This is a genomic window from Pseudomonas subflava (genome assembly GCF_023823685.1).
Lineage (GTDB): Bacteria > Pseudomonadota > Gammaproteobacteria > Pseudomonadales > Pseudomonadaceae > Aquipseudomonas > Aquipseudomonas subflava.
In genome coordinates, this window is the sequence record NZ_JAMXBF010000013.1 from 229,193 (window position 1) to 249,344 (window position 20,152).

Sequence of the window (20,152 nt, forward strand, 5' to 3'; positions counted from 1 at the left end):
ACCCGCCTCAGCTGCCACGCATGGCCTGTTCGAGCTCGCTGAAGCTCGGCCGGTGCGCGGGCAGCAGCACCTTGCGGCCGAACTCCACGGCCAGGGTCGGCGGCATGCCGGACGCGGACGCCACGAGGGTCGCCTTGATCGACTCGTAGAGGTTCAGTTCTTCCTTGGCGTCGTGCTCCAGCGCACCCGCCAGCGGGGCGAAGAAGCCGTAGGACGCCAGAATGCCGAGGAAGGTACCGACCAGCGCGGTACCTACCTTCTCACCGATTTGCGCGTTGTCGGCGGTGGCGAGGATGGACATGGTGATCACGATGCCCAGTACTGCCGCCACGATACCCATGGCCGGCATGCCGTCGGCGACCTTGGACACGGCGTGAGCCGGGTGCTCCAGCTCTTCCTTCAGGCTGTTGATTTCCATGTCGAACAGGTTTTCCAGTTCGTGCGGCGCCATGTTGCCGCTGGACATGATGCGCAGGTAGTCGCAGATGAAGGCAGTCATCTGCGGGTCCTTCAACACGCCCGGGTACTTGCTGAAGATCGGGCTGGCGGCCGGATCCTCGACATCCGCCTCGATGGCCATCATGCCCTCGCGGCGACTCTTGTTGAGAATCTCGTAGAGCAGTTTCAGCACTTCCAGGTAGAAGGCGTGGGTGAAGCGGCTGCTGAACATCGCCAGCGACTTCTTGAATACTTTCATGAAGGCGCTGCCGGGGTTGGCCTGGAGGAAGGCCCCCAGCGCGGCACCGCCGATGATCATCACCTCGAACGGGTGCACCAGCGCCATGAATTTGCCGCCGGACAGAATGAAGCCGCCGAACACGCAGCCGAAGACAACCAGAATGCCGATGATTTTGACCATGGAGATTAACGCTTGAAGAGCCAGTCGAAAGGGTTGTGTCAAACAACCCTTCTATTTATCGGAAGTATTGCGCCAGACTATAGGCTGTAAAGGCGAAAAGCCAGTTTGGCCACCCCCGCATGCCTACTCAGAACGCCCTACCACGCAGTCTCGACGCCTGGCTCAAGCAGCTGGACGGCATACGCCTGCCCGTGGACAGCAGCCACCACGAGACCATTCGCCGCACCCTGGCGGACAGCCGCAAGTCGATGCGCGAGATCGCCGATCGCATGCAGGCCAGCCCGGCCATCGCCCTCGCCGTGCTGCGCGATGCCAACCGACACGTCAGCGAACTGGGCGAGCCGGCCGAGAGCCTGGAGCTTGCCCTCACCCGTCTCGGCCTGAAGCGCGCCGAAGCCCTGCTGGCCCAGTTGCCGGTGCAGGACGAACAGGACATTCCGCTGCCGTTGCGCCAGCTGCAGCTGATCGGCCTGCACGCCTCGCAACAGGCCAGCGGCCTGTTCGCCGGGCGCCTGGCGCGCCTGTGGCAGGAGATTCACTGGGGCAGCCTGCTGTTCCTCGCGCCGCTGTGGCCGCTCGCGGCGTCCCGGCCGGAGCTGTTCGAGGCCTGGGAACGCCGGGTGCTGGGCCAGGGCGAACCGGCCAGCAAGGTCGAACGCGAGCTGCTCGGCGTACCGCTGCTGCAGCTGTGCCTGGCGCTGGCGCGGCACTGGCGCCTGCCGGAATGGATCATCCAGGGCTACCGCCTGCTGGTCGAAGACCGCCGCCTGCTGGTCAAGGCTCTGCATATCGCCCGCGACAACGAACACCCGTTGCACCAGCAACAGCAGCTGGACGCCGACCCGACCCTGCAGCGCTGGCTGACCCAGCCGGGCAACAGCGTGCTGCTGGCCAACGGTCTGGCGCTGTCCAGCCACCACAACTGGAGCTGCGAGCACCACCTGCGCTGGCAGCGCCTCGCCGGGCTCTACCTGCACACGGCAATACCGGAGCTGCAGCAGCTGATTCACCAGCAGGCCGCGCTAAGCGCCCGCCAGCACCAGCAACCAGGGCTGTGGCACCCGGCCGAAGCGCTGCTGTGGCCCTGGGATGCCTGCCGCCTCAAGCTGCTGCAGGCGCCGAAGCCGGCCGCGCCGCCGAACGCCGACACGGTCCGCCAGTGGAAGGAACAGTGCACGCGCCTGCTGGCGCAGCCCTCGGCCTTCGCCAACGTGGTGCAGCTCACCGAGTGCGCCAGTCTGGCGCTCAAGTGCGCCGGCATGCGGCGTGTGCTGGTGCTGCTGGCCGACCGCAACCACACGCGTCTGCAGGCGCAGCAAGCACTGGGGCTGGCCGAGGGCGCGGCGAATCTGCGCCTGGACCCGGCCCAGAGCCAGGTGCTGCGCCGCCTGCTCGCCGAACCCGGGCAACTGCGCCTGAGCCCGGCCAACCTGGCGCAGGTCTCGGCACTGCTGCCTGGCAGCCTGAAGGCGCTGTTCGCCGGCGAGCACCTGATCCTGCGCTCGATCGCCAGCAACGGCCGGGTGGCGATGCTCTTGGTGGTCGACCAGGGCGGCGGCGAACTCAACGAGACGACCCTGCCGGTGTTCGGCAAAACCGTGCAATGCATCGAGCGCGCGCTGGCCGGCTTCGCCCGCCGGGGCAGCTGATACAATCGCCCCTTTGATCCCGCCCCGGAGACTCTGCATGTCCGTCTTCTCCGGCCTGCCGCTGGTGATCGAGCCAGCCGAGCTGGCCTCTCGCCTGCAGGCCCCCGAGTTGATCCTGGTCGACCTCAGCCCGGCCGCCCGCTACGCCGAGGGCCACCTGCCGGGTGCCCGCTGGGTCGACAGCAAGCGCACCCAGTGGGGCCAGCCGCCAGCCCCCGGTCTGCTGCCGGACAAGGCGCAGCTCGAAACCCTGTTCGCCGACCTCGGCCATCGCCCCGAGGCGGTCTACGTGGTCTACGACGACGAGGGCGGCGGCTGGGCCGGCCGCTTCATCTGGCTGCTCGACGTGATCGGCCACCCGCGCTATCACTTCCTCAATGGCGGACTACAGGCCTGGATGGGCGAGGGCCGCACGCTAAGCCGTGATGTTCCGGCGCCGATCTCCGGCAGTGTGGACCTGGTCCTGCAAGACGAACCCACCGCCAGCCGCGAGTATTTGCAGAACCGCCTCGGCGCGGCGGACCTGGCGGTATGGGATGCCCGCGGGCCCGAGGAATTCCGCGGCGAGAAACTCCTCTCCGCCCGTGGCGGTCACGTGCCCGGCGCGGTCAACTTCGAGTGGACCGCCGGCATGGACCCGCAGCGCGGCCTGCGCATCCGCGCCGACATGGCCGAGGTCCTGGAAGGCCTCGGCATCACCAAGGACAAGGAAGTGATCACCCATTGCCAAACCCATCGCCGCTCCGGCTTCACCTACGTGGTGGCCAAGGCGCTGGGCTATCCGCGGGTCAGGGCCTACGCCGGCTCCTGGTCCGAGTGGGGCAATCTGCCCGACACCCCGATCGAATATTGATGCAAGGAACCCCGATGAAAGAGCGCCTGTTTATCCTCAGCCAGTACCTGCTGCCGCACCACCTGCTGTCGCGCCTGATCGGCTTTGCCGCCGATTGCCGCGCGGCCTGGTTCAAGGACCGCCTGATCGGCTGGTTCGCCAGGCAGTACCAGGTCAACATGGCCGAGGCGCAGGTGGAAGAGCTCACCGCCTACGAGCACTTCAACGCCTTCTTCACGCGTGCCCTGAAGGACGGCGCCCGCCCGCTGGACGAAACGCCCGGCGCCATCCTCTGCCCGGCCGACGGCGCGGTCAGCCAGCTCGGGCCGATCGAGCAGGGTCGCTGCTTCCAGGCCAAGGGGCACAGCTTCAGCGTGCTGGAGCTGCTCGGCGGCGATGCCGAGCGCGCCGCACCGTTCATGGGTGGCGACTTCGCCACCGTCTACCTGTCGCCGAAGGACTACCACCGCGTGCACATGCCGCTGGCGGGCACCCTGCGCGAGATGGTCTATGTGCCGGGCCGCCTGTTCTCGGTCAACCAGACCACCGCGGAGAACGTGCCCGAACTGTTCGCCCGCAACGAGCGGGTGGTCTGCCTGTTCGACACCGAACGCGGGCCGATGGCCGTGGTGCTGGTCGGCGCCATGATCGTCGCCAGCATCGAGACGGTCTGGGCCGGCCTGGTGACCCCACCGAAGCGCGAGCTGAAGACCACTCGCTACGACGAGGCTGCCCGCGGCGCCATCGAGCTGGCCAAGGGTGCCGAGCTGGGCCGTTTCAAGCTCGGCTCCACCGCCATCGTTCTGTTCGGGCCGCAACAGGTGCGGTGGGCCGAGGAGCTGGTCGCCGGCAGCCCGGTACGCATGGGCCAGAACATGGGTTCGGCGCGGGTCTGAACCCGCCACCTGCGGCCCGCGGAAGGAACGTCCAGCGGGCCGCGGAGTCCTAATCGGCATGACTCCGCATTTGCCGGCGGCAAGGCTGCGGCTCCGCTGCGATGCTGCTAGAGTTCCGAAAACACCCGGCGAAGGGTCGCCTTCCGCCTGCTACGGACTTTCCTCCCGGTATGGATAAACAGAGCCCTCACCTGCTCCTGCGCGCACCTACCCCCGACCGCCAGGGCCTGTCCTTCTGCGAGGCCACTCCCCGTGACGTGAAACGCTGGATCGCCGGCCTGCCCAAGGCCAACATCGGCGAGACGGCGCGCCAGCTGTACCAGGGCCTGATCGAACTGAATCAGCTGATCACCCCCAGCGACAACCGCCTGCAGCTCATGGAGCTGCTGCGCCCCGAGGTGCACTTCGTCTGCACCCACCTTGAGCGACACTTCCTCAACCAGTCCATCGTCCTCGACGAGCGCCCGCGCAAGGTCGCCAACCTGTGCCAGGCGCTGCAGAACCACATGGCGATCGGCTACAAGCTGATCATCCTCCAGGAACTGCCGCGCCTTACCAAGGACCGCACCCAGCTGCTGGCCGTCTCCCTGCAGCGTGCCAGCCACGCCCTGCTCGGCCCCCTGGTGAGAGCCAGCCAGCTGTACTGCCCGGTGCCCGAGGGGCTGTGGCTGGAGCTTCATCAGATGTCGCGCCTCGCCCGTCAGCACGGCCTGCATCAAGTGCAGGTGCGCGACGGCCTGGCGCGCAACGGCAAGAGCCTCAGCCAGGAACAGATCTACCTCGCCGCGCTGCTGCTCGGCTGCGCCCGCTGCAACCAGATGCGCCAGAGCGGCATCGCCCGCCTGGCGGAGGCGCTGGAAGACTGGGGCGCCCTGGCCCGACTGGAGCGCGTCGACTCGCCGAACAGCCTGTTCGCCATCGCCCCGCAACTGGACGGCCCTCCGCGCTACAAGTCGCTGTTCGGCGACAACGAACTGCACAGCCTGATCGGCCTCGACCCGCATGCCCTGGTCGACGCGCTGAAGGAATATCTGTTGCTGCCACCGGACAGCACCGAACCGCGCCGCCTGCCGATACCGGAAGGCATGACCGTCGACCTGCTGCAGCACTTGGCCTCGGCCTGGGGCGACATCGCCGAGCGCACCTTCCAGCGCAACCCCGGCCGCGGCGTGCTGACCCTGTGCATCGGCATGTCGGCCCTGCATTTCAACCTGGCCGGCAAGCGCAAGTTCGCCGATGTCCTCAAGCAGGAAGAAGCGCCGCGCAGCGCCGAGTTCAAAGCCGCCAAGCTCGGCGCCGGCAGCGGACCGGACGTCTGGGCCAACGCCTTCGACGCCCAGCGCAACAGCCAGTGGGAATATGGTCTGCCGCTGGAAGAGATCCAATACAAGGCCGCTTCCAAGCCCGGCGATCCGCCGCCCGAGGAAGTCACCGAGAGCTACCCCAGCCACGAGCTGGCCATCGTCAACCACAGTCCCGGCGGCTACTGCCTGACCTGGCCCAGGGAGGTTCCTCCCCAGCTGCAGGCCGGCGAGCTGCTCGGCGTGCAGGACAGCCCCGACTCGGCCTGGAGCGTGGCGGTGGTGCGCTGGATCCGCCAGGTGCGCGGCGGCGGCACGCAGATGGGTATCGAGCTGATCGCCCCTCACGCCCAGCCCTGCGGTGTGCAGCTGGTGCGCAAGAGCGAGCAGAACAGTCAATATCTGCGCGCCCTGCTGCTGCCGGAAATCCGCGTGATCTCCCGGGCAGCGACGCTGATCACGCCGCGCCTGCCGTTCCAGGAAAGCAACAAGGTGGTGATCAACCACAACGGCGAGGAAACCCGCGCCGTGCTCAGCCGCAAACAGACCAGTACGGGCAGTTTCAGCCAGTTCGAATATCGCGTGATCGGCGAAGCGCCGGCGGCGACCGGGACCTCCGTCACAGCCACGAAAGCCCCCGGCAAGGGCGGCGAGGAAGACTTTGACTCACTCTGGAAGTCGCTGTAGATTGCCGGAACAGACCATCCGTCGCCTTTTTGCGCCCGTTCTTCGGCGCTTTCCAAGCAAAATCCCCTAATGGCCATCGAGAAAAAAACCATACGCCTGCTGATCCTCGAGGATTCGCAGAACGAGGCCGAACGTCTGGTCAGCCTGTTTCGCAATGCCGGTCGGGCCACGCGCGTTCACCGCATCACCTCCAGCGATAACCTCGCCGACGCCCTGCAGCAGAGCTGGGATCTGCTAATCAGCGCGCCCGAGAGCGAGCACCTCGAGCCGAGCGAGGCGATCACCGCCATCCGCCGCCAGTCCAAGGACATCCCGGTAATCCAGCTGGTCGCCGAGAACGACTCCGATGCCATCACCGAAGCCCTGATGCTGGGCGCTCAGGATGCCCTGCCCCAGGGCGAGGACGAGCGCCTGATACTGGTGGCCAACCGCGAGCTGGCCAACCTCGAGGAGCGCCGCTCCCGCCGCGCCGCCGAAGTGGCCCTGCGCGAAGCCGAGAAGCGCTGCCAGCTGTTGCTGGACAGCTCGGTGGACGCCATCACCTACGTCCACGACGGCATGCACATCTATGCCAACCGCGCCTACCTGCAGCTGTTCGGCTACGAAGATGCCGAAGAGCTGGAAGGCATGCCGATGATCGACTTGATCCACTGCGACGATCAGGTACGCTTCAAGGATTTCCTCAAGGGCTACGCCAGCGGCGAAGGCAGCACCGAGCTCAGCTGCGGCGGCGTCAAGCCGGACGGCCAGCGCTTCCAGGCGCGCATGACCTTCTCGCCGGCCACCTACGACGGCGAGCCATGCATCCAGGTGGTGATCCGCGCCGACAGCGACAACGCCGAGCTGGAAGAGAAGCTGCGCGAAATCAGCAGCCAGGACCTGGTCACCGGCCTCTACAACCGCAACTATTTCCTCGAGCTGATGGACGGCGCGGCACAGCGCGCGGTCAACGACAACCAGATTTCCAGCCTCGCCTACATCCGCATCGACCGCTACAACGAGGCCATGGGCGAAGTCGGCGTGGCCGGCATCGACATCCTGCTCACCGACCTGGCCAACATGCTGCGTGCCCATTTCGGCGACAATGCCGAGCTGGCTCGCTTCGGCGACGACGTGTTCACCGCCCTGCTGGCTCAGGTTTCGCCGCAGCAGCTGCAGGAACAGCTGCAGCCGTTGCTGAAGAGGGTCGAAGGCCATCTCTTCGACGTCGCCGGGCGCACGGTGCAGACCACCCTGTCGGTCGGTATCGCCGGCCTCAGCGAGCAGACCAGCAAGGCCCAGGAAGTTCTCGATCGCGCGCACCGCTGCGCCGACGAGCTCGATGGCAACGCGATCAAGGTCTACAACCCGGCCGACGAACTCGCCGCCGCCGCCAACCGCGGCAGCCTGGTGGCGATGATCCAGCAGGCCCTGGAGAACAACAGCTTCCGCCTGCTGTTCCAGCCGATCATCAGCCTGCGTGGCGACAGCGACGAGCACTACGAAGTGCTGCTGCGCCTGCTCAATCCACAGGGCGAAGAGGTCCCGGCCGCGGATTTCCTCAGCGCCGCCAAGGACGCCGGGCTGGCCGAGAAGATCGATCGCTGGGTGATCCTCAACTCGATAAAGCTGCTCGCCGAGCACCGCAGCAAGGGCCACAGCACTCGCCTGTTCGTGCACCTGTCGGCCAACAGCCTGCAGGATCAGACCCTGTTGCCCTGGCTCAGCGTGGCACTCAAGGCCGCACGCCTGCCGTCGGATGCGCTGGTGTTTCAGATCGGCGAGCCCGACGCCGTGGCCTATCTCAAGCAGGCCAAGGCGCTCACCCAGGGGCTGGCGGAGCTGCACTGCAAGGTCGCCCTGAGCCAGTTCGGTTGCGCGCTGAACCCCTTCAACACCCTCAAGCACATCGGCGTTGACTTCGTGAAGGTGGACGGCTCCTTCTCCCAGGACCTGACCAACGCGGACAACCAGGAGGCGTTGAAGACCCTGCTGGCCAGCCTGCATGCCCAGGCCAAGCTGACCATCGTGCCCTTCGTCGAGAGCGCCAGCGTGCTGGCCACCCTCTGGCAGGCCGGGGTCAACTACATTCAGGGCCACTACCTTCAGGGCCCGAGCCAGTCGATGGATTACGACTTCTCCGCCGGCGACGAGTGATCCATCCCCATGAAAAAAGCCCCGCAATCGCGGGGCTTTTTCGTTACCTCCGGGACGCGCCATGCGCACCGCCGGGCCACTCGTTCGGTGCGCTAGGCGACTACTCCTGACCGTCGCGATCGCGGAAGCCGAGCAGGTAAAGAATGCCGTCTAGGCCCAAGGTGGAGATCGCCTGCTTGGCCGACTGCTTGACCAGCGGCTTGGCGCGGAAGGCCACGCCGAGGCCGGCCAGGCCGAGCATCGGCAGGTCATTGGCGCCGTCGCCGACGGCGATGGTCTGCTCCAGGCGCAGGCCTTCCTTCTCGGCCAGCTCGCGCAGCAGGTCGGCCTTGCGCTGGGCGTCGACGATCGGCTCGACGGCCACGCCGGTGACCTTGCCGTCGACGGTCTGCAACTCGTTGGCGAACACGTAGTCGATGCCCAGCCTGGCCTGCAGTTGCTTGGCGAAGTAGGTGAAGCCGCCGGAGAGGATGGCGGTCTTGTAGCCCAGCCGCTTGAGCTCGGCGAACAGCACCTCGGCGCCCTCGGTCAGGCGCAGGGAGGCGCCGATCTCTTCCAGCACGCCCTCCGACAGCCCCTGCAGCAGGGCCAGGCGCTCCTTGAAGCTGGCGCGGAAATCCAGCTCGCCGCGCATCGCGCGCTCGGTGATCTCGGACACCTTGTGGCCCACGCCATGGGCCTTGGCCAGCTCGTCGATGACCTCCGCCTCGATCAGCGTGGAGTCCATGTCGAACACCGCCAGGCGGCGGTTGCGGCGGAACACCGAGTCACGCTGGAAGGCGATGTCGACGTTCAGCTCCTGGGCCACGCTGAGAAACTCGGCGCGCAGGGCATCGACATCCGCCGGCTCGCCACGTACCGAGAACTCGATGCAGCCCTTGCCTTCGTCGGCCGGCATGTCCAGCGGCATGCGCCCGGAGAGGCGGTCGATATGGTCGATGTTGAGACCGTACTTGGCGGTGATCGCGCTGACCCGCTGCAGCTGCTCGGCCGTCACCTTGCGGGTCAGCAGGGTAACGATGTAGCGGCTCTTGCCCTGGCCGCCGACCCACTGCTGGTAGTCGGTCTCGGACACCGGGGTGAAGCGCACCTGCTGGTCCAGCTTGTAGCCGGTGAACAGCACGTCCTTGAGCACCGAGGAGCCGCGCTCGGTGTCCGGAATTTCGACCAGGATGCCGAACGAGAGGGTGTCGTGGATCACCGCCTGGCCGATGTCGAGGATGTTCACGCCGCCCTGCGCCAGCACGCCGGTGACGGCCGCGGTCAGGCCCGGGCGATCTTCCCCGGTGATGTTGATCAGGACGATTTCGCGCAAGGCTTCACTCCAGGCGTACAAATGGGTCGGCGAAAAGGCGCACATTCTACCCCTAATCCGGCCCTTCGGCGCACGGGCGGCGCTTTGCCCGCCTGGGGGCGCTGGTTATACTGCGCGGCAATTCAAGTCGAGAAGAGCCGCGCTCTGTGAACCGGCCCGTTCAGGTCAAGCCCGATAATTTCTTCCTGTTGCTGTTCAATGCCCTGCGCCAGCGCCGCGTGCCGCTCGCCCTGCGTATCGCCAGCCACAGCCTGCTGCTGGTCGCCCTCGCACTGGTGATCTACGCCTGGGTGATGGGCATGCAGTTCAAGCAGGCCATGCAGCAGCAGGCCGATGCCCTCGGCCAGAGCCTGACCGTGCAGACCGCCGCCTCGGCCACCGAGCTGCTGGTGTCCAACGACATCCTCAGCCTCAACGTGCTGCTCAGCAACCTGGCGAAGAACCCTCTGGTGGCCCATGCGGCCATCTACAGCGTGGACAACCGCATCCTCGCCGAGGCCGGCTCGCGTCCGACCCAGAGCATCCTCGGCGAAAACGAGGGGCTCTACTCCACGCCCATCACCTTCCAGGAAGTGATCGCCGGCCAGCTGCGCATCAGCCTGGACATGCAGCAGTTCCAGCAACCGATGACCATCAGCCTGCAGAGCATGGGGCTGCTCAGCCTGATCCTGCTAGCGCTGGCCATGTCTCTGAGCCTGCGCCTGGGCCGACACATCTCCACGCCACTGCTGCAGCTGCGCGTCTGGCTGCGCGATCCGGACGACCCCGCTCCCGGCGCCGGCCGCCAGGACGAAATCGGTGATCTGGCCCGCCAACTGCAATCCCGTCTGGTGCCGCCGAAGCCGGAGCCCGAGCTGGAGCCGGAAGAGCTGGAGGAGCACGACGAGTACGCCGACCTCGAATTCGACGGCGAGCACGACGACCGCGAGGCCACATTCGACGCCGCCGGGCTGCGCGCCGAGCCGGATGACGACGACGCGTTCGACGAACCCGCGCCGCGTACGACGCCCACACCGCCGCATGACGAGGACGATCCGTTCGCCGAGGTCCGCGATCTGCACAGCGAAGTCGCAGCGCCAACGACTCCCGCCGAGCCTGCGCCGCTGCCGACCTATCAGCCGTCGCAGCCCGAGCAGGCCGTCAGCAGCGCGGTGCTGGCCATCCAGCTTGGCGCCCAGGAACAGCTGCGCCACCTGCCGCGCGCCCGCCTGCTGGAGCTGCTGCAGCGTTACCGCGACTGCCTGGAACGCGCCGCCGCGCTGTACCAGGGCAAGCTGTTCACCCTCAGCGACGGCAGCAGCCTGATGCTCTTCAGCAGCGAGCAGAGCGGCGACGACTACCTGACCCATGCCCTGTGCTGCGGCGAGCTGATGCGCGCCCTCGGCCACGCCCTGCAGATCGAGGTGGCCGACAGCGGTATCACCCTCCAGTTGCAACTGGGCCTGACCCGCACCGACGACGAGATCAGCCCGAGCCACGCCGAACTACTGCTCAGTGAAGCGGCCCAGGACGCGCTGGCCCTGGCCCAGCACAGCCGCAATCTGCTGCTGGTGCAGCGCAGCGTCGCCGACGACCCGCTGCTGCGTAAGTGCGCGCGCATCCGCGCCATCGCCAGCCCCGAGGGCGCCAGCTGCGTCGAGCGCCTGCTCGAGCCTTATCCCTCGCTGCTGGAGCGCCAGCTGGCGCGCATGCACGAACACACGTGACCACGCTGATCACCCACCCGCTGCCGATCCTGGCGCTTGGATTGGCACTCGGGCCGCGGGTGATTCCGCCGCGCCTGCTGCTGGCCGGTTTCCTGCTCGCCCTGCTGCCCGACGCCGACATGCTGGCCTTCAAGTTCGGCATCGCCTACGCCGACGCCTTCGGCCACCGCGGTTTCAGCCATTCGCTGCTGTTCGCCGGATGCTGCGGCGTCCTGGGAGCGCTCGCCTGCCGGCTGCTGCGCTGCGGCCCGCTCAGGGCCTTCTGCTGGATCGCACTGGCCACCGCCTCGCACAGCCTGCTGGACGCGGCCACCGACGGCGGCCTCGGCGTGGTCTGGCTATGGCCGTGGAGCGAGCAGCGCCACTTCCTGCCCTGGCGGCCGATCGAGGTCTCGCCCTTCATTCATGGCTTCTTCAGCCAGCGCGGGCTCGAAGTGCTGGCGTCGGAGGCCCGCTGGGTCTGGCTGCCCTGCCTGGCGCTGGCTCTCGGCGGCATGGCCCTGCGCGGATTGCTACGCCCGCGCCAGCAGGCGCTCTAGACCGGCGAGCAGGCGCGCCAGGGCGCCCTGATTGGCGCGCAGTACACCCAGCCCGGCATCGGCCCGCCGTGCCGCCTCGGCCGGGTCGGCGAACAGCAGGCGCAGCCCCGCGTGCAGCTGCGCCGCATCCTCGACCTCCAGCAGATCGCCGGCGCCACGCAGCTGGGCAGCGATTTCGAGAAAGTTGAACAGGTGCGGGCCGGTGAGCAACGGCTTGCCCAGCGCCGCCGGCTCCAGCAGGTTATGTCCGCCGTTGGCAATCAGGCTGCCACCGACGAAGGCCAGGTCGGCCAACGCGTAGAGGAACAGCAGCTCGCCGAGGGTATCGCCGACCAGCACCTGGGTATCCGCCGTCACCGCCTCGCCGGTGGAGCGGCGCAGCGTGGCGAAGCCCTCGCGTCGGCTCGACTCGACGGCCTGCTCGAAGCGCTCGGGATGGCGCGGCACCAGAATAAGCAATGCATCCGGCCGCTCGGCGAGCAACTGGCGATGGGCCGCGAGCACCACTTCGTCCTCGCCCAGATGGGTGCTGGCGGCGATCCATACCGGCCGCTGCTGTGCGCCCCAGGAGGCGCGCAGCTCGGCTGCGCTGCGCGGCAGCGCGGCGTCTACGCTCAGGTCGAACTTGATCGAGCCCGTCACCTCGACACAATCGGACCGCGCACCCAGCCGACGGAAGCGCTCGGCCTCAGCGGCGGTCTGCACCGCGATCAGATCCAGCTCACCCAGCATCGGTGCGGTCAGCCTGGCGAAACGTGCATAGCCGCGCGCCGAGCGCTCGGACAGCCGCGCATTGGCCAGCGCCACGGGAATGCCGCGCTTATGGCAGGCATGAATATGGTTGGGCCACAGCTCGGTCTCCATGATCACCGCCAGCCGCGGCTGCAGGCGTTCGATGAAAGGGGCGCAGGCCCAGGGCAGGTCGTAGGGCAGGTAGCAGTGCTGGATGCGGTCGCCGAACAGCGTCTGGATGCGCTCGGAGCCGGTCGGCGTCATGCAGGTGACGGTGATCGGCAACTCGGGATGGCCCGCCAGTAGCTCACGGATCAGCGGAGCCGCGGCGATGCTCTCGCCCAACGACACAGCGTGAATCCAGATGCCGCCGCGGCAAAACGCCGGCAGGCCGACAGCGAAACGCTCGCCGATGCGCTGCCCGTAGGCCGGAGCACGCCAGGCGCGCCACGCCAGACGCAGGAAGATGAACGGCAGGGCCAGATGCAGGATCAGGGTATAGAGCGGTCTGTTCATGGGCGCGCAGCTTAGCAGGCCAAGGGGGATCCACCTACGCCGCCGCGGCTCCGCTCAATCCCCAACAGCGCGGGCCTGGCACCCGACCGGCGTGCCACAATGCGCGCCGATCCCCTGGAGAGCATGTCATGAGCGGCTATTTGTACCTGGCCATCGCCATCGTCGCCGAAGTCATCGCCACCACCGCGCTGAAGGCCGTGGACGGCTTCAGCAAGCCGCTGCCGCTGATCTTGGTGGTGATCGGCTACGGCATCGCGTTCTGGATGCTCAGCCTGGTGATGAAGACCATCCCGGTGGGCGTGACCTATGCCATCTGGTCGGGCCTGGGCATCGTGCTGATCAGCATCGCCGGCCTGCTGGTCTACGGCCAGAAGCTCGACCTGGCGGCGCTGCTGGGCATGGCCCTGATCATCGCGGGCGTACTGGTGATCCAGCTGTTCTCCGGCAGCAGCGGCCACTGAGCGCGGCCGGTTATACTGCGCGCCTGTTTCGCAGCGAGCCCCGGCATGTCCCAGTCCCTCAGCACCGATATCCTGATCGTCGGCGGCGGTATCGCCGGCCTCTGGCTCAACGCCCGCCTGCGCGCGCTCGGCTACGCCACCGTCCTGGTGGAGAGCGGCAGCCTCGGCGGCGGCCAGAGCCTGAAGTCCCAGGGCATCATCCACGGCGGCGCCAAGTACGCCCTGCACGGCGCATTGACCGGCGCCTCCGAGGCCATCGCCGACATGCCGCGGCGCTGGCGCGAGGCCATCGAGGGCCATGGCGAACTGGACCTGTCCGGCGTGCGCCTGTTGTCCGAGGCCCACTACCTATGGTCGCCGGGCAGCCTGGCCGGCAACCTGACCAGCTTCTTCGCCAGCAAGGCGGTGCGCGGCCGGGTCGACCAGGTCAAGGGAGAGCAACTGCCGCCAGCGCTGCAGCATCCGAAATTCAAGGGCAAGGTCTACCGCCTGGCCGAGCTGGTGCTCGACGTGCCCGGGCTGATCGCCCGCCTGGCCGAGCTGGCCGGCGAGAGCCTGCTGGCCGGCCGGGAGATCACGCCGCTGCGCGAAGGCGACGAGCTGATCGGCCTGCGCGTCGACCGCCGCGAGATCCGCGCCCGCCGCGTGGTGCTCAGCGCCGGCCAGGGCAACGCCGAGCTGCTCGCCGCCCTCGGCGTGGAACAACCCCGCCAGCAGCTGCGCCCGCTGCACATGGTGCTGGTCAAGGGCAAGGCCCTCAAGCCGCTATACGCCCACTGCCTGGGCGGCGGACCCAAACCGCGGATCACCGTGACCAGCCACCCGGCCGCCGATGGCCAGTGGGTCTGGTACCTCGGCGGCGACATCGCCGAGGCCGATGGCGTGGCCCGCAGCGAGGCGGCGCAGATCGCCGCGGCGCAGAAGGAAGTACAACAATTGCTGCCCTGGATCGGCCTCTCCGATGCCCGCTGGGCAACCCTGCGCGTCGACCGCGCCGAGCCCGCGCAGTCCGGCCTGGTGCGCCCGGATAACGCCTTCTTGGCCGAACAGGGCCGCCTGCTGGTGGGCTGGCCGACCAAGCTGGCGCTGTCGCCGGACTTTGCCGACCGGGTCATCGCCGCGCTCGAGCGCGACGGCATCGCCCCAGGCACACACGCTCCGTTGCCCGAGCTGCCGCGCCCGCCATTGGGCGAGCCGGTGTGGGAGGAACTGCTGCCGTGAGCCTGCAAGACCTGCATCGCCCGCTGGGCGACACGGGCCTGATCGTCTCGCCGCTGGGCCTCGGCACCGTCAAGCTAGGCCGCGATCAGGGCGTGAAATACCCCAACGGCTTCACCATCCCCGATGACGCCGCCGCCCGCGCCCTGCTCCATCAGGCCCGCGACCTGGGCATCAACCTGATCGACACGGCGCCGGCCTACGGCGTCAGTGAGCAGCGCCTGGGCCCGCTGCTGCGCGGCCAGCGCGAGGACTGGGTGATCGTCAGTAAGGTCGGCGAGGAATTCGAGGGCGGTCTGTCGCGTTTCGACTTCTCGCCGGCGCACACCCGCCTGTCGGTCGAGCGCAGCCTGAAGCGCCTGGAGACTGACCGCATCGAACTGGTGCTGGTGCACTCGGACGGCAACGACGTGGCCATCCTGCGTGACAGCGGCGTGTACGAGACCCTGGCCGAGCTCAAGCGCGAGGGCAAGATCCTCGCCTTCGGCCTGTCCGGCAAGACCGTGGAAGGCGGCCTGCTGGCGCTCGAGCGCGGCGACTGCGCCATGGTCACCTACAACCTGGCCGAGCGCGGCGAGAAGCCGGTGCTCGACCACGCCGCGGACCACGGCAAGGGCATCCTGATCAAGAAAGCGCTGGCCAGCGGGCATGCGGTGCTGGTAGGGGAAGATCCGGTGCGCGCCAGCCTCGAGCTGGTGTTCGGCCACCCGGGCGTCGGCGCCGCCATTGTCGGCACCATCAATCCGCAACATCTGGCGGCAAACGCGGCCGCCGCCGCCGCGGTGATCCGCGGCTAAACTGCAAGGCTCCGACCGCGGTCTGAACCTGACCGCGTACCCGCCCATCCGATGCAGCCCAGCGCTGCCGAACGAGGAGCCGACATGTCGAGACTGCTGGCCCGCAAGGCCCCAGGCAACTTCAAGACCCTGCCGCTGTACGTGGAAGCCACGGCGGACGGACTGAATTACCGCGGCCTCGGCCTGCCGTTGAATTTCACCCAGATGCTCGAGCGGCGCCGGCCGGTGCAGGTTGCCGACGGCCAGCGCTTCGCTCTGGAGCTGGCCAACCTCGGTGTCTCGGTACGCCTGACCCTGGCCTGGCAGGGCCGCGATCACTGGGTGGTGGTGCGCCAGCAACGCCCGGACCGTGGCGACACCGTGCTCAAGCTGATCTCGGGCTACGTGCCGGCCCACGAACTGAACCTGCCGCTGCTCACTGCCATCCAGGAGGTCGCCGAGGAATGCCTGATCGAGAGCGACGGCGATTTCTGGCTCGGCGGCCGCTACGCCGACACCTGGCTGCCGACGCCCTACCCGCTGCGCTACCGCGAGGGCAGCCATTTTCGCCTGAGCCCGCTGTCCGGCTCCGCGCGTCCGGTGCAGTGCGGCAACCTGATGCTGATGGAACGCCCGCGCGCCTACGTGCATCTGCCCACCGCCTCGCTGCAACTGGTCTACGACCTGCGCCTGGAATTGCCAGCCGATTGCCGCAAGCCCAGCCTGTTCCATGTCGACGAACGCCTGGAGGGCGAGGAGCTGGTGGCCTGCCTGGAGCGGCGCCGTCCGGACATCTACCTGTTGCCGCTGAACCAGGGCAAGCCGAGCGGCGAATTGCTCACCCTGCGCCGCGGCGAGCTGACGCCGATCAGCACCCGCGGCCTGTGGCTATCGGAGAGTTTCGCCGCGCAGGACGGCTGGCTGGTACGCGACGAGCGCATCCGCTGGCGGGACTGGCTGGCGCGCCTGAACCAGGCGGAGAGAGAACCCGGCCGCCTGGTCGGCTGAGGGGAAGCGGCCGCCGCAGGGCGGCCGCGGGCATCACTTGCTGCGGATCTTCTCGACGATGGCGGTGGTCGAGCTGTTTTCCACCAGGCCGAGCACCCGCACTTCGCCGCCGTAGGCGCGGACGATGTTGGCGCCGACCACCTGGTCGATGCCGTAGTCGCCGCCCTTGACCAGCACGTCTGGGCGTACCGCGCGCAGCAGGTTCTCCGGAGTGTCTTCGCTGAAGCTCACCACCCAGTCCACCGCGCCGAGGCCGGCGAGCACGGCCATACGCCGGTCCACCGAATTGATCGGTCGGCCCGGGCCCTTGAGGCGCGATACCGAGGCATCGTCGTTGACCGCGAGCACCAGGCGATCGCCCTGGGCGCGGGCCTGCTCCAGATAGGTCACGTGGCCGGCATGCAGGATGTCGAAGCAGCCGTTGGTGAAGACGATCTTCTCGCCGTGGGCGCGGGCGTCCTCGATGGCCACCAGCAGCTGTTCGAGGCCCAGCACGCCACGCTCGGAACCCTGCTCGCGCTGCACCGCGCGGCGCAGCTCGGGGGCGCTGATGGCGGCGGTGCCCAGCTTGCCGACGACGATGCCGGCGGCCAGGTTGGCCAGGGCCACGGCCTGCGGCAGCTCCTCGCCGGCGGCGATGGAGGCGGCCAGGGTGGAGATCACCGTGTCGCCAGCGCCGGTCACGTCGAACACCTCACGGGCACGGGCCGGCAGGTGCAGCGGTGCATAGTCCGGGCGCAGCAAGGTCATGCCGTGCTCGCCGCGGGTCACAAGCAGCGCGCCCAGCTCCAGCTCGCGCATCAGCTCGGCGCCCTTGGCCACCAACTCGGCCTCGTCGGCGCAGTGGCCGACGATGGTCTCGAATTCGTTGAGGTTGGGGGTGATCAGGCTGGCGCCGCGGTAGATGGAGAAGTCCTTGCCCTTGGGATCGGCCAGCACCGGGATGCCCTTGGCGCGGGCCAGCTGGATCAGCGCCTGGTGGTTCTTCAGCGCGCCCTTGCCGTAGTCGGACAGCACCATCACCTTGACCCCGGCGAGCAGACCGTCGACCTCGCGGGCCAGGGCCTCGGCGTCGGTGGCGAAGGGCTCCTCGAAGTCCATGCGCAGCAGTTGCTGGTGGCGGCTCATGACGCGCAGCTTGACGATGGTCGGCTGGGTGTCGATGCGCTGGAAGTGGGCACTCACACCGGCGGCGTTGAGACTGTCGGTGAGGCTGTCGGCGGCTTCGTCTTCGCCGGTCACCCCGACCAGCTGCGCCGGCGCGCCGAGCGCGGCGATGTTCAGCGCGACGTTGGCGGCGCCACCCGGGCGATCCTCGATCTGCTCGACCTTGACCACCGGCACCGGCGCCTCGGGGGAGATGCGCGAGGTGCCGCCATGCCAGTAGCGATCAAGCATCACATCGCCCACCACCAGAACGGGGGCTTGGTCGTAACGGGGCATGGACAGCTTCATGGACACAGAACTCTCGGCAGGGGAGCGGCAAAATCGCCGCGGATCATAGCATGTCGGGCCGGCAGCCGAGTCAGCCCGGCCGCGCCTGGCGCCAGATATCAAGCCACGCAACAGCGGTTACTGCCGCTCGGCGGCGATTGCCTTTAGAATCCCCCCTCCGATATCTGGCCCAGTCTCAGTAATGCACTATCCATCGAGTCATCGCCTGCCCTCTCTCTATGCGCCGCTAAGCGACTTCATCAGCATGCGCTGGCTCACGCTCGGCTACTTCCTGCTTTTGACCGGGCTGTTCTGGCTTCCGAACCCCAGCGCCCACACCAAGGTGTACTACGCCGCCATGGCCGCCCCGGCTCTGCTGGCCATGATTCTCGCGCCCAGGGTGCTGGGGGAAATGCTGCGTGAGCCCATCGTGCTCGCCTACCTGGGCCTCGCCGCCTGGTTGCTGCTGAGTCTGACCTGGACGACCTCCGACTCCAGCCTCACCAGCCTGGCAAAGCGGCCGCTCTATGTATTCATGGCCATCGCATCCTGCACATTGATCGCCCTGCGCGACCAGGCGCTGCTGATGAAAGCGCTGCGCTTTGCCGCCATTGCCGCCAGTCTGGCAGCGCTCATCAACGTGACCTACCACCTGTGGACATCGCCGAGCGTGCGCATGGTCGGCGGGGGAGCATTGCGCAATTCCCTGTTGAGCTCCCACGTGTTCGGCTTCTTTCTGACGTTCTGGGTGGCGAGCTGGGCCAGCCGAAACGAGCAACGACAATGGCTCCCGCTGCTGTTGGCGGCGCCCCTGCTCGCCGCCTGCCTGGCGACAGGATCCCGCACCTCGCTGATGGCCCTAGTGATCGTCTGCGGCTGGCTGACTTTTTTCTCCTGGCAGCGAGGCCGGGTATTGATAGGCGCGCTGGCTGCCGTGACCGCGCTCGTCGTTGTGCTCGCACCGGACTGGCTGCTGCAGCGTGGCGTCTCGTTCCGTCCGGAGCTCTGGACGGACGCGCTGCGTCAGGCCCTCGAGGCATTCTGGATCGGGCATGGCTATGACAGCCGCTTCGTATTCGATGTGCCGGGGCACACTCCCCTGACCGACCCCCACAACGTCGAACTGGCAGTGCTCCTGGAGCTCGGGATAGTCGGCCTGATCGCCTGGCTGAGCATGCACCTGCTCAGCCTCTGGCGCTGCTATCGCCAGCGTCACCTACCCCGCTTCCAGATCGCGTCGGCCTTGCTGATCTACGGATTGGCCGCCGGGTTGACGGAGGGCAGCAACTTCCTGGCCCGCCCCAATGAAAGCTGGTTCATCATCTGGATTCCCCTGTCGTTGATCGCCGCACTGTCGATCAGTCATAGAGGCCTCGCAGAGCGATGAGGACGCTGCGCGACAAGGACCTCGACAGCCTTCTCGAAGGCTCGGAGGTGATCGAGCAAGACGGTTACGGCGTCAAGGTGGCACGCCTCAAGGATGGCGACTTCCTCAAGCTCTATCGCCGCAAGCGCCTGCTTTCGTCGGCACTCTGGGCGCTGCCCGCCAAGCTGTTCGCACGTAATGCGCAGCGGCTGCAAACGCTGGGTTTTGTCGCGCCGGCCATCACCGACCTGCTGGTCATTCCAGCACGACAACTCAATGCCGTCCGCTACCGTCCACTGCCAGGCAAAACACTGCGCCAGCACTGGAAGACGCTTGCCGCAGTCGAACGCCAGCAGGAAGTACAACGATTCGGCTCATTCCTCGGCGAATTGCACGAGAAGGGCATCTATTTCCGCTCGCTGCACCTGGGCAATGTGCTCATCCTTCCAGATGACAGGCTGGGATTGATCGACCTGTCCGACATGCAGATCGGCAAGCAAGCGCTCTCCCACTGGAAGCGCGCACGCAACCTTCAGCACATGCTGCGCTATGCGGAAGACCGGAGCTGGCTGGCCGAACAGCACAGAGCGGCGCTCCTGGCCGGCTATCGGCAACGCTGCGGCGATATATTTGCGGACAGGCTCGAGCGCGCGCTGCAGGCGATCAAAATCCCTTGACGCCTGTGCAGCCGAGCCTGGCCTCAGAAAGCACTCGGTCTAAG

At 67.5% G+C, this 20,152-nt stretch carries 17 protein-coding genes; 13 read left to right on the forward strand and 4 right to left on the reverse strand.

What is annotated here, in order from left to right:
* Positions 1-7 precede the first annotated feature (7 nt).
* Positions 8-859, reverse strand: a complete 852-nt coding sequence (motA, locus tag NF616_RS18250) for a flagellar motor stator protein MotA (protein ID WP_252274952.1) — start codon at positions 857-859, stop codon at positions 8-10.
* Positions 860-978: 119 nt separating this feature from the next.
* On the opposite strand from motA, the gene NF616_RS18255 reads away from it, so the two are divergent.
* From NF616_RS18255 to NF616_RS18275, 5 genes are all read left to right on the forward strand, one after another.
* Positions 979-2,508 (forward strand): HDOD domain-containing protein, encoded by a 1,530-nt coding sequence (locus tag NF616_RS18255; RefSeq protein ID WP_252274953.1) that lies wholly within the window; start codon positions 979-981, stop codon positions 2,506-2,508.
* A 37-nt stretch (positions 2,509-2,545) separates the two neighbouring features.
* A complete protein-coding gene (locus tag NF616_RS18260; RefSeq protein WP_252274955.1) occupies positions 2,546-3,361 on the forward strand; it encodes a rhodanese-like domain-containing protein in 816 nt (271 codons plus the stop codon).
* 14 nt (positions 3,362-3,375) lie between these two features.
* Positions 3,376-4,236, forward strand: a complete 861-nt coding sequence (asd, locus tag NF616_RS18265; protein WP_252274957.1) for an archaetidylserine decarboxylase — start codon at positions 3,376-3,378, stop codon at positions 4,234-4,236.
* A gap of 170 nt (positions 4,237-4,406) precedes the next feature.
* A complete protein-coding gene (locus NF616_RS18270) occupies positions 4,407-6,224 on the forward strand; it encodes a cyclic-di-GMP receptor FimW-related protein (protein ID WP_252274958.1) in 1,818 nt (605 codons plus the stop codon).
* Positions 6,225-6,293: 69 nt separating this feature from the next.
* The gene (locus tag NF616_RS18275; protein WP_252274960.1) at positions 6,294-8,360 is read left to right on the forward strand and encodes an EAL domain-containing response regulator; all 2,067 of its coding nucleotides are present in this window, start codon (positions 6,294-6,296) and stop codon (positions 8,358-8,360) included.
* 100 nt (positions 8,361-8,460) lie between these two features.
* On the opposite strand, the gene serB is transcribed toward NF616_RS18275, so the two are convergent.
* Positions 8,461-9,675, reverse strand: coding sequence for a phosphoserine phosphatase SerB (gene serB, locus NF616_RS18280; RefSeq protein ID WP_252274962.1), 1,215 nt, complete (start codon positions 9,673-9,675; stop codon positions 8,461-8,463).
* Between the two features lie 146 nt (positions 9,676-9,821).
* Here serB and NF616_RS18285 point away from each other — a divergent pair, with 146 nt between their 5' ends.
* Both NF616_RS18285 and NF616_RS18290 read left to right on the forward strand, forming a co-directional pair.
* A complete protein-coding gene (locus tag NF616_RS18285) occupies positions 9,822-11,381 on the forward strand; it encodes a histidine kinase (RefSeq protein WP_252274963.1) in 1,560 nt (519 codons plus the stop codon).
* Complete coding sequence (locus NF616_RS18290; RefSeq protein ID WP_252274965.1) at positions 11,378-11,920, forward strand: metal-dependent hydrolase; 543 nt, start codon at positions 11,378-11,380, stop codon at positions 11,918-11,920. Before NF616_RS18285 ends, NF616_RS18290 begins: the two co-directional genes overlap by 4 nt.
* On the opposite strand, the gene waaA is transcribed toward NF616_RS18290, so the two are convergent.
* A complete protein-coding gene (gene waaA / locus NF616_RS18295; protein WP_252274966.1) occupies positions 11,894-13,168 on the reverse strand; it encodes a lipid IV(A) 3-deoxy-D-manno-octulosonic acid transferase in 1,275 nt (424 codons plus the stop codon). The genes NF616_RS18290 and waaA overlap by 27 nt on opposite strands.
* 128 nt (positions 13,169-13,296) lie before the next feature.
* Between waaA and NF616_RS18300 the strand changes: the two genes are divergently transcribed.
* The 4 genes from NF616_RS18300 to NF616_RS18315 all read left to right on the forward strand — a co-directional run bounded on the left by NF616_RS18300 (position 13,297) and on the right by NF616_RS18315 (position 16,631).
* A complete protein-coding gene (locus NF616_RS18300; protein ID WP_252274968.1) occupies positions 13,297-13,629 on the forward strand; it encodes a DMT family transporter in 333 nt (110 codons plus the stop codon).
* Positions 13,630-13,674: 45 nt separating this feature from the next.
* A complete protein-coding gene (locus NF616_RS18305) occupies positions 13,675-14,850 on the forward strand; it encodes an NAD(P)/FAD-dependent oxidoreductase (RefSeq protein WP_252274970.1) in 1,176 nt (391 codons plus the stop codon).
* Positions 14,847-15,644: an aldo/keto reductase gene (locus NF616_RS18310; RefSeq protein WP_252274972.1), complete on the forward strand. Its 798-nt coding sequence runs from the start codon at positions 14,847-14,849 to the stop codon at positions 15,642-15,644. The genes NF616_RS18305 and NF616_RS18310 overlap by 4 nt, the downstream gene beginning before the upstream one ends.
* 84 nt (positions 15,645-15,728) lie before the next feature.
* On the forward strand, positions 15,729-16,631 hold the full coding sequence (locus NF616_RS18315) for a metal ABC transporter ATPase (RefSeq protein ID WP_252274973.1): 903 nt from the start codon (positions 15,729-15,731) through the stop codon (positions 16,629-16,631).
* Positions 16,632-16,664: 33 nt separating this feature from the next.
* Here the strand turns inward: NF616_RS18315 and hldE are convergent, their stop codons facing one another.
* A complete protein-coding gene (gene hldE, locus NF616_RS18320; protein WP_252274975.1) occupies positions 16,665-18,086 on the reverse strand; it encodes a bifunctional D-glycero-beta-D-manno-heptose-7-phosphate kinase/D-glycero-beta-D-manno-heptose 1-phosphate adenylyltransferase HldE in 1,422 nt (473 codons plus the stop codon).
* 244 nt (positions 18,087-18,330) lie between these two features.
* Between hldE and NF616_RS18325 the strand changes: the two genes are divergently transcribed.
* Both NF616_RS18325 and NF616_RS18330 read left to right on the forward strand, forming a co-directional pair.
* Positions 18,331-19,452, forward strand: a complete 1,122-nt coding sequence (locus tag NF616_RS18325; protein WP_252274977.1) for an O-antigen ligase family protein — start codon at positions 18,331-18,333, stop codon at positions 19,450-19,452.
* On the forward strand, positions 19,449-20,108 hold the full coding sequence (locus NF616_RS18330) for a lipopolysaccharide kinase InaA family protein (protein WP_252274979.1): 660 nt from the start codon (positions 19,449-19,451) through the stop codon (positions 20,106-20,108). Before NF616_RS18325 ends, NF616_RS18330 begins: the two co-directional genes overlap by 4 nt.
* The last annotated feature ends 44 nt before the right edge of the window (positions 20,109-20,152 follow it).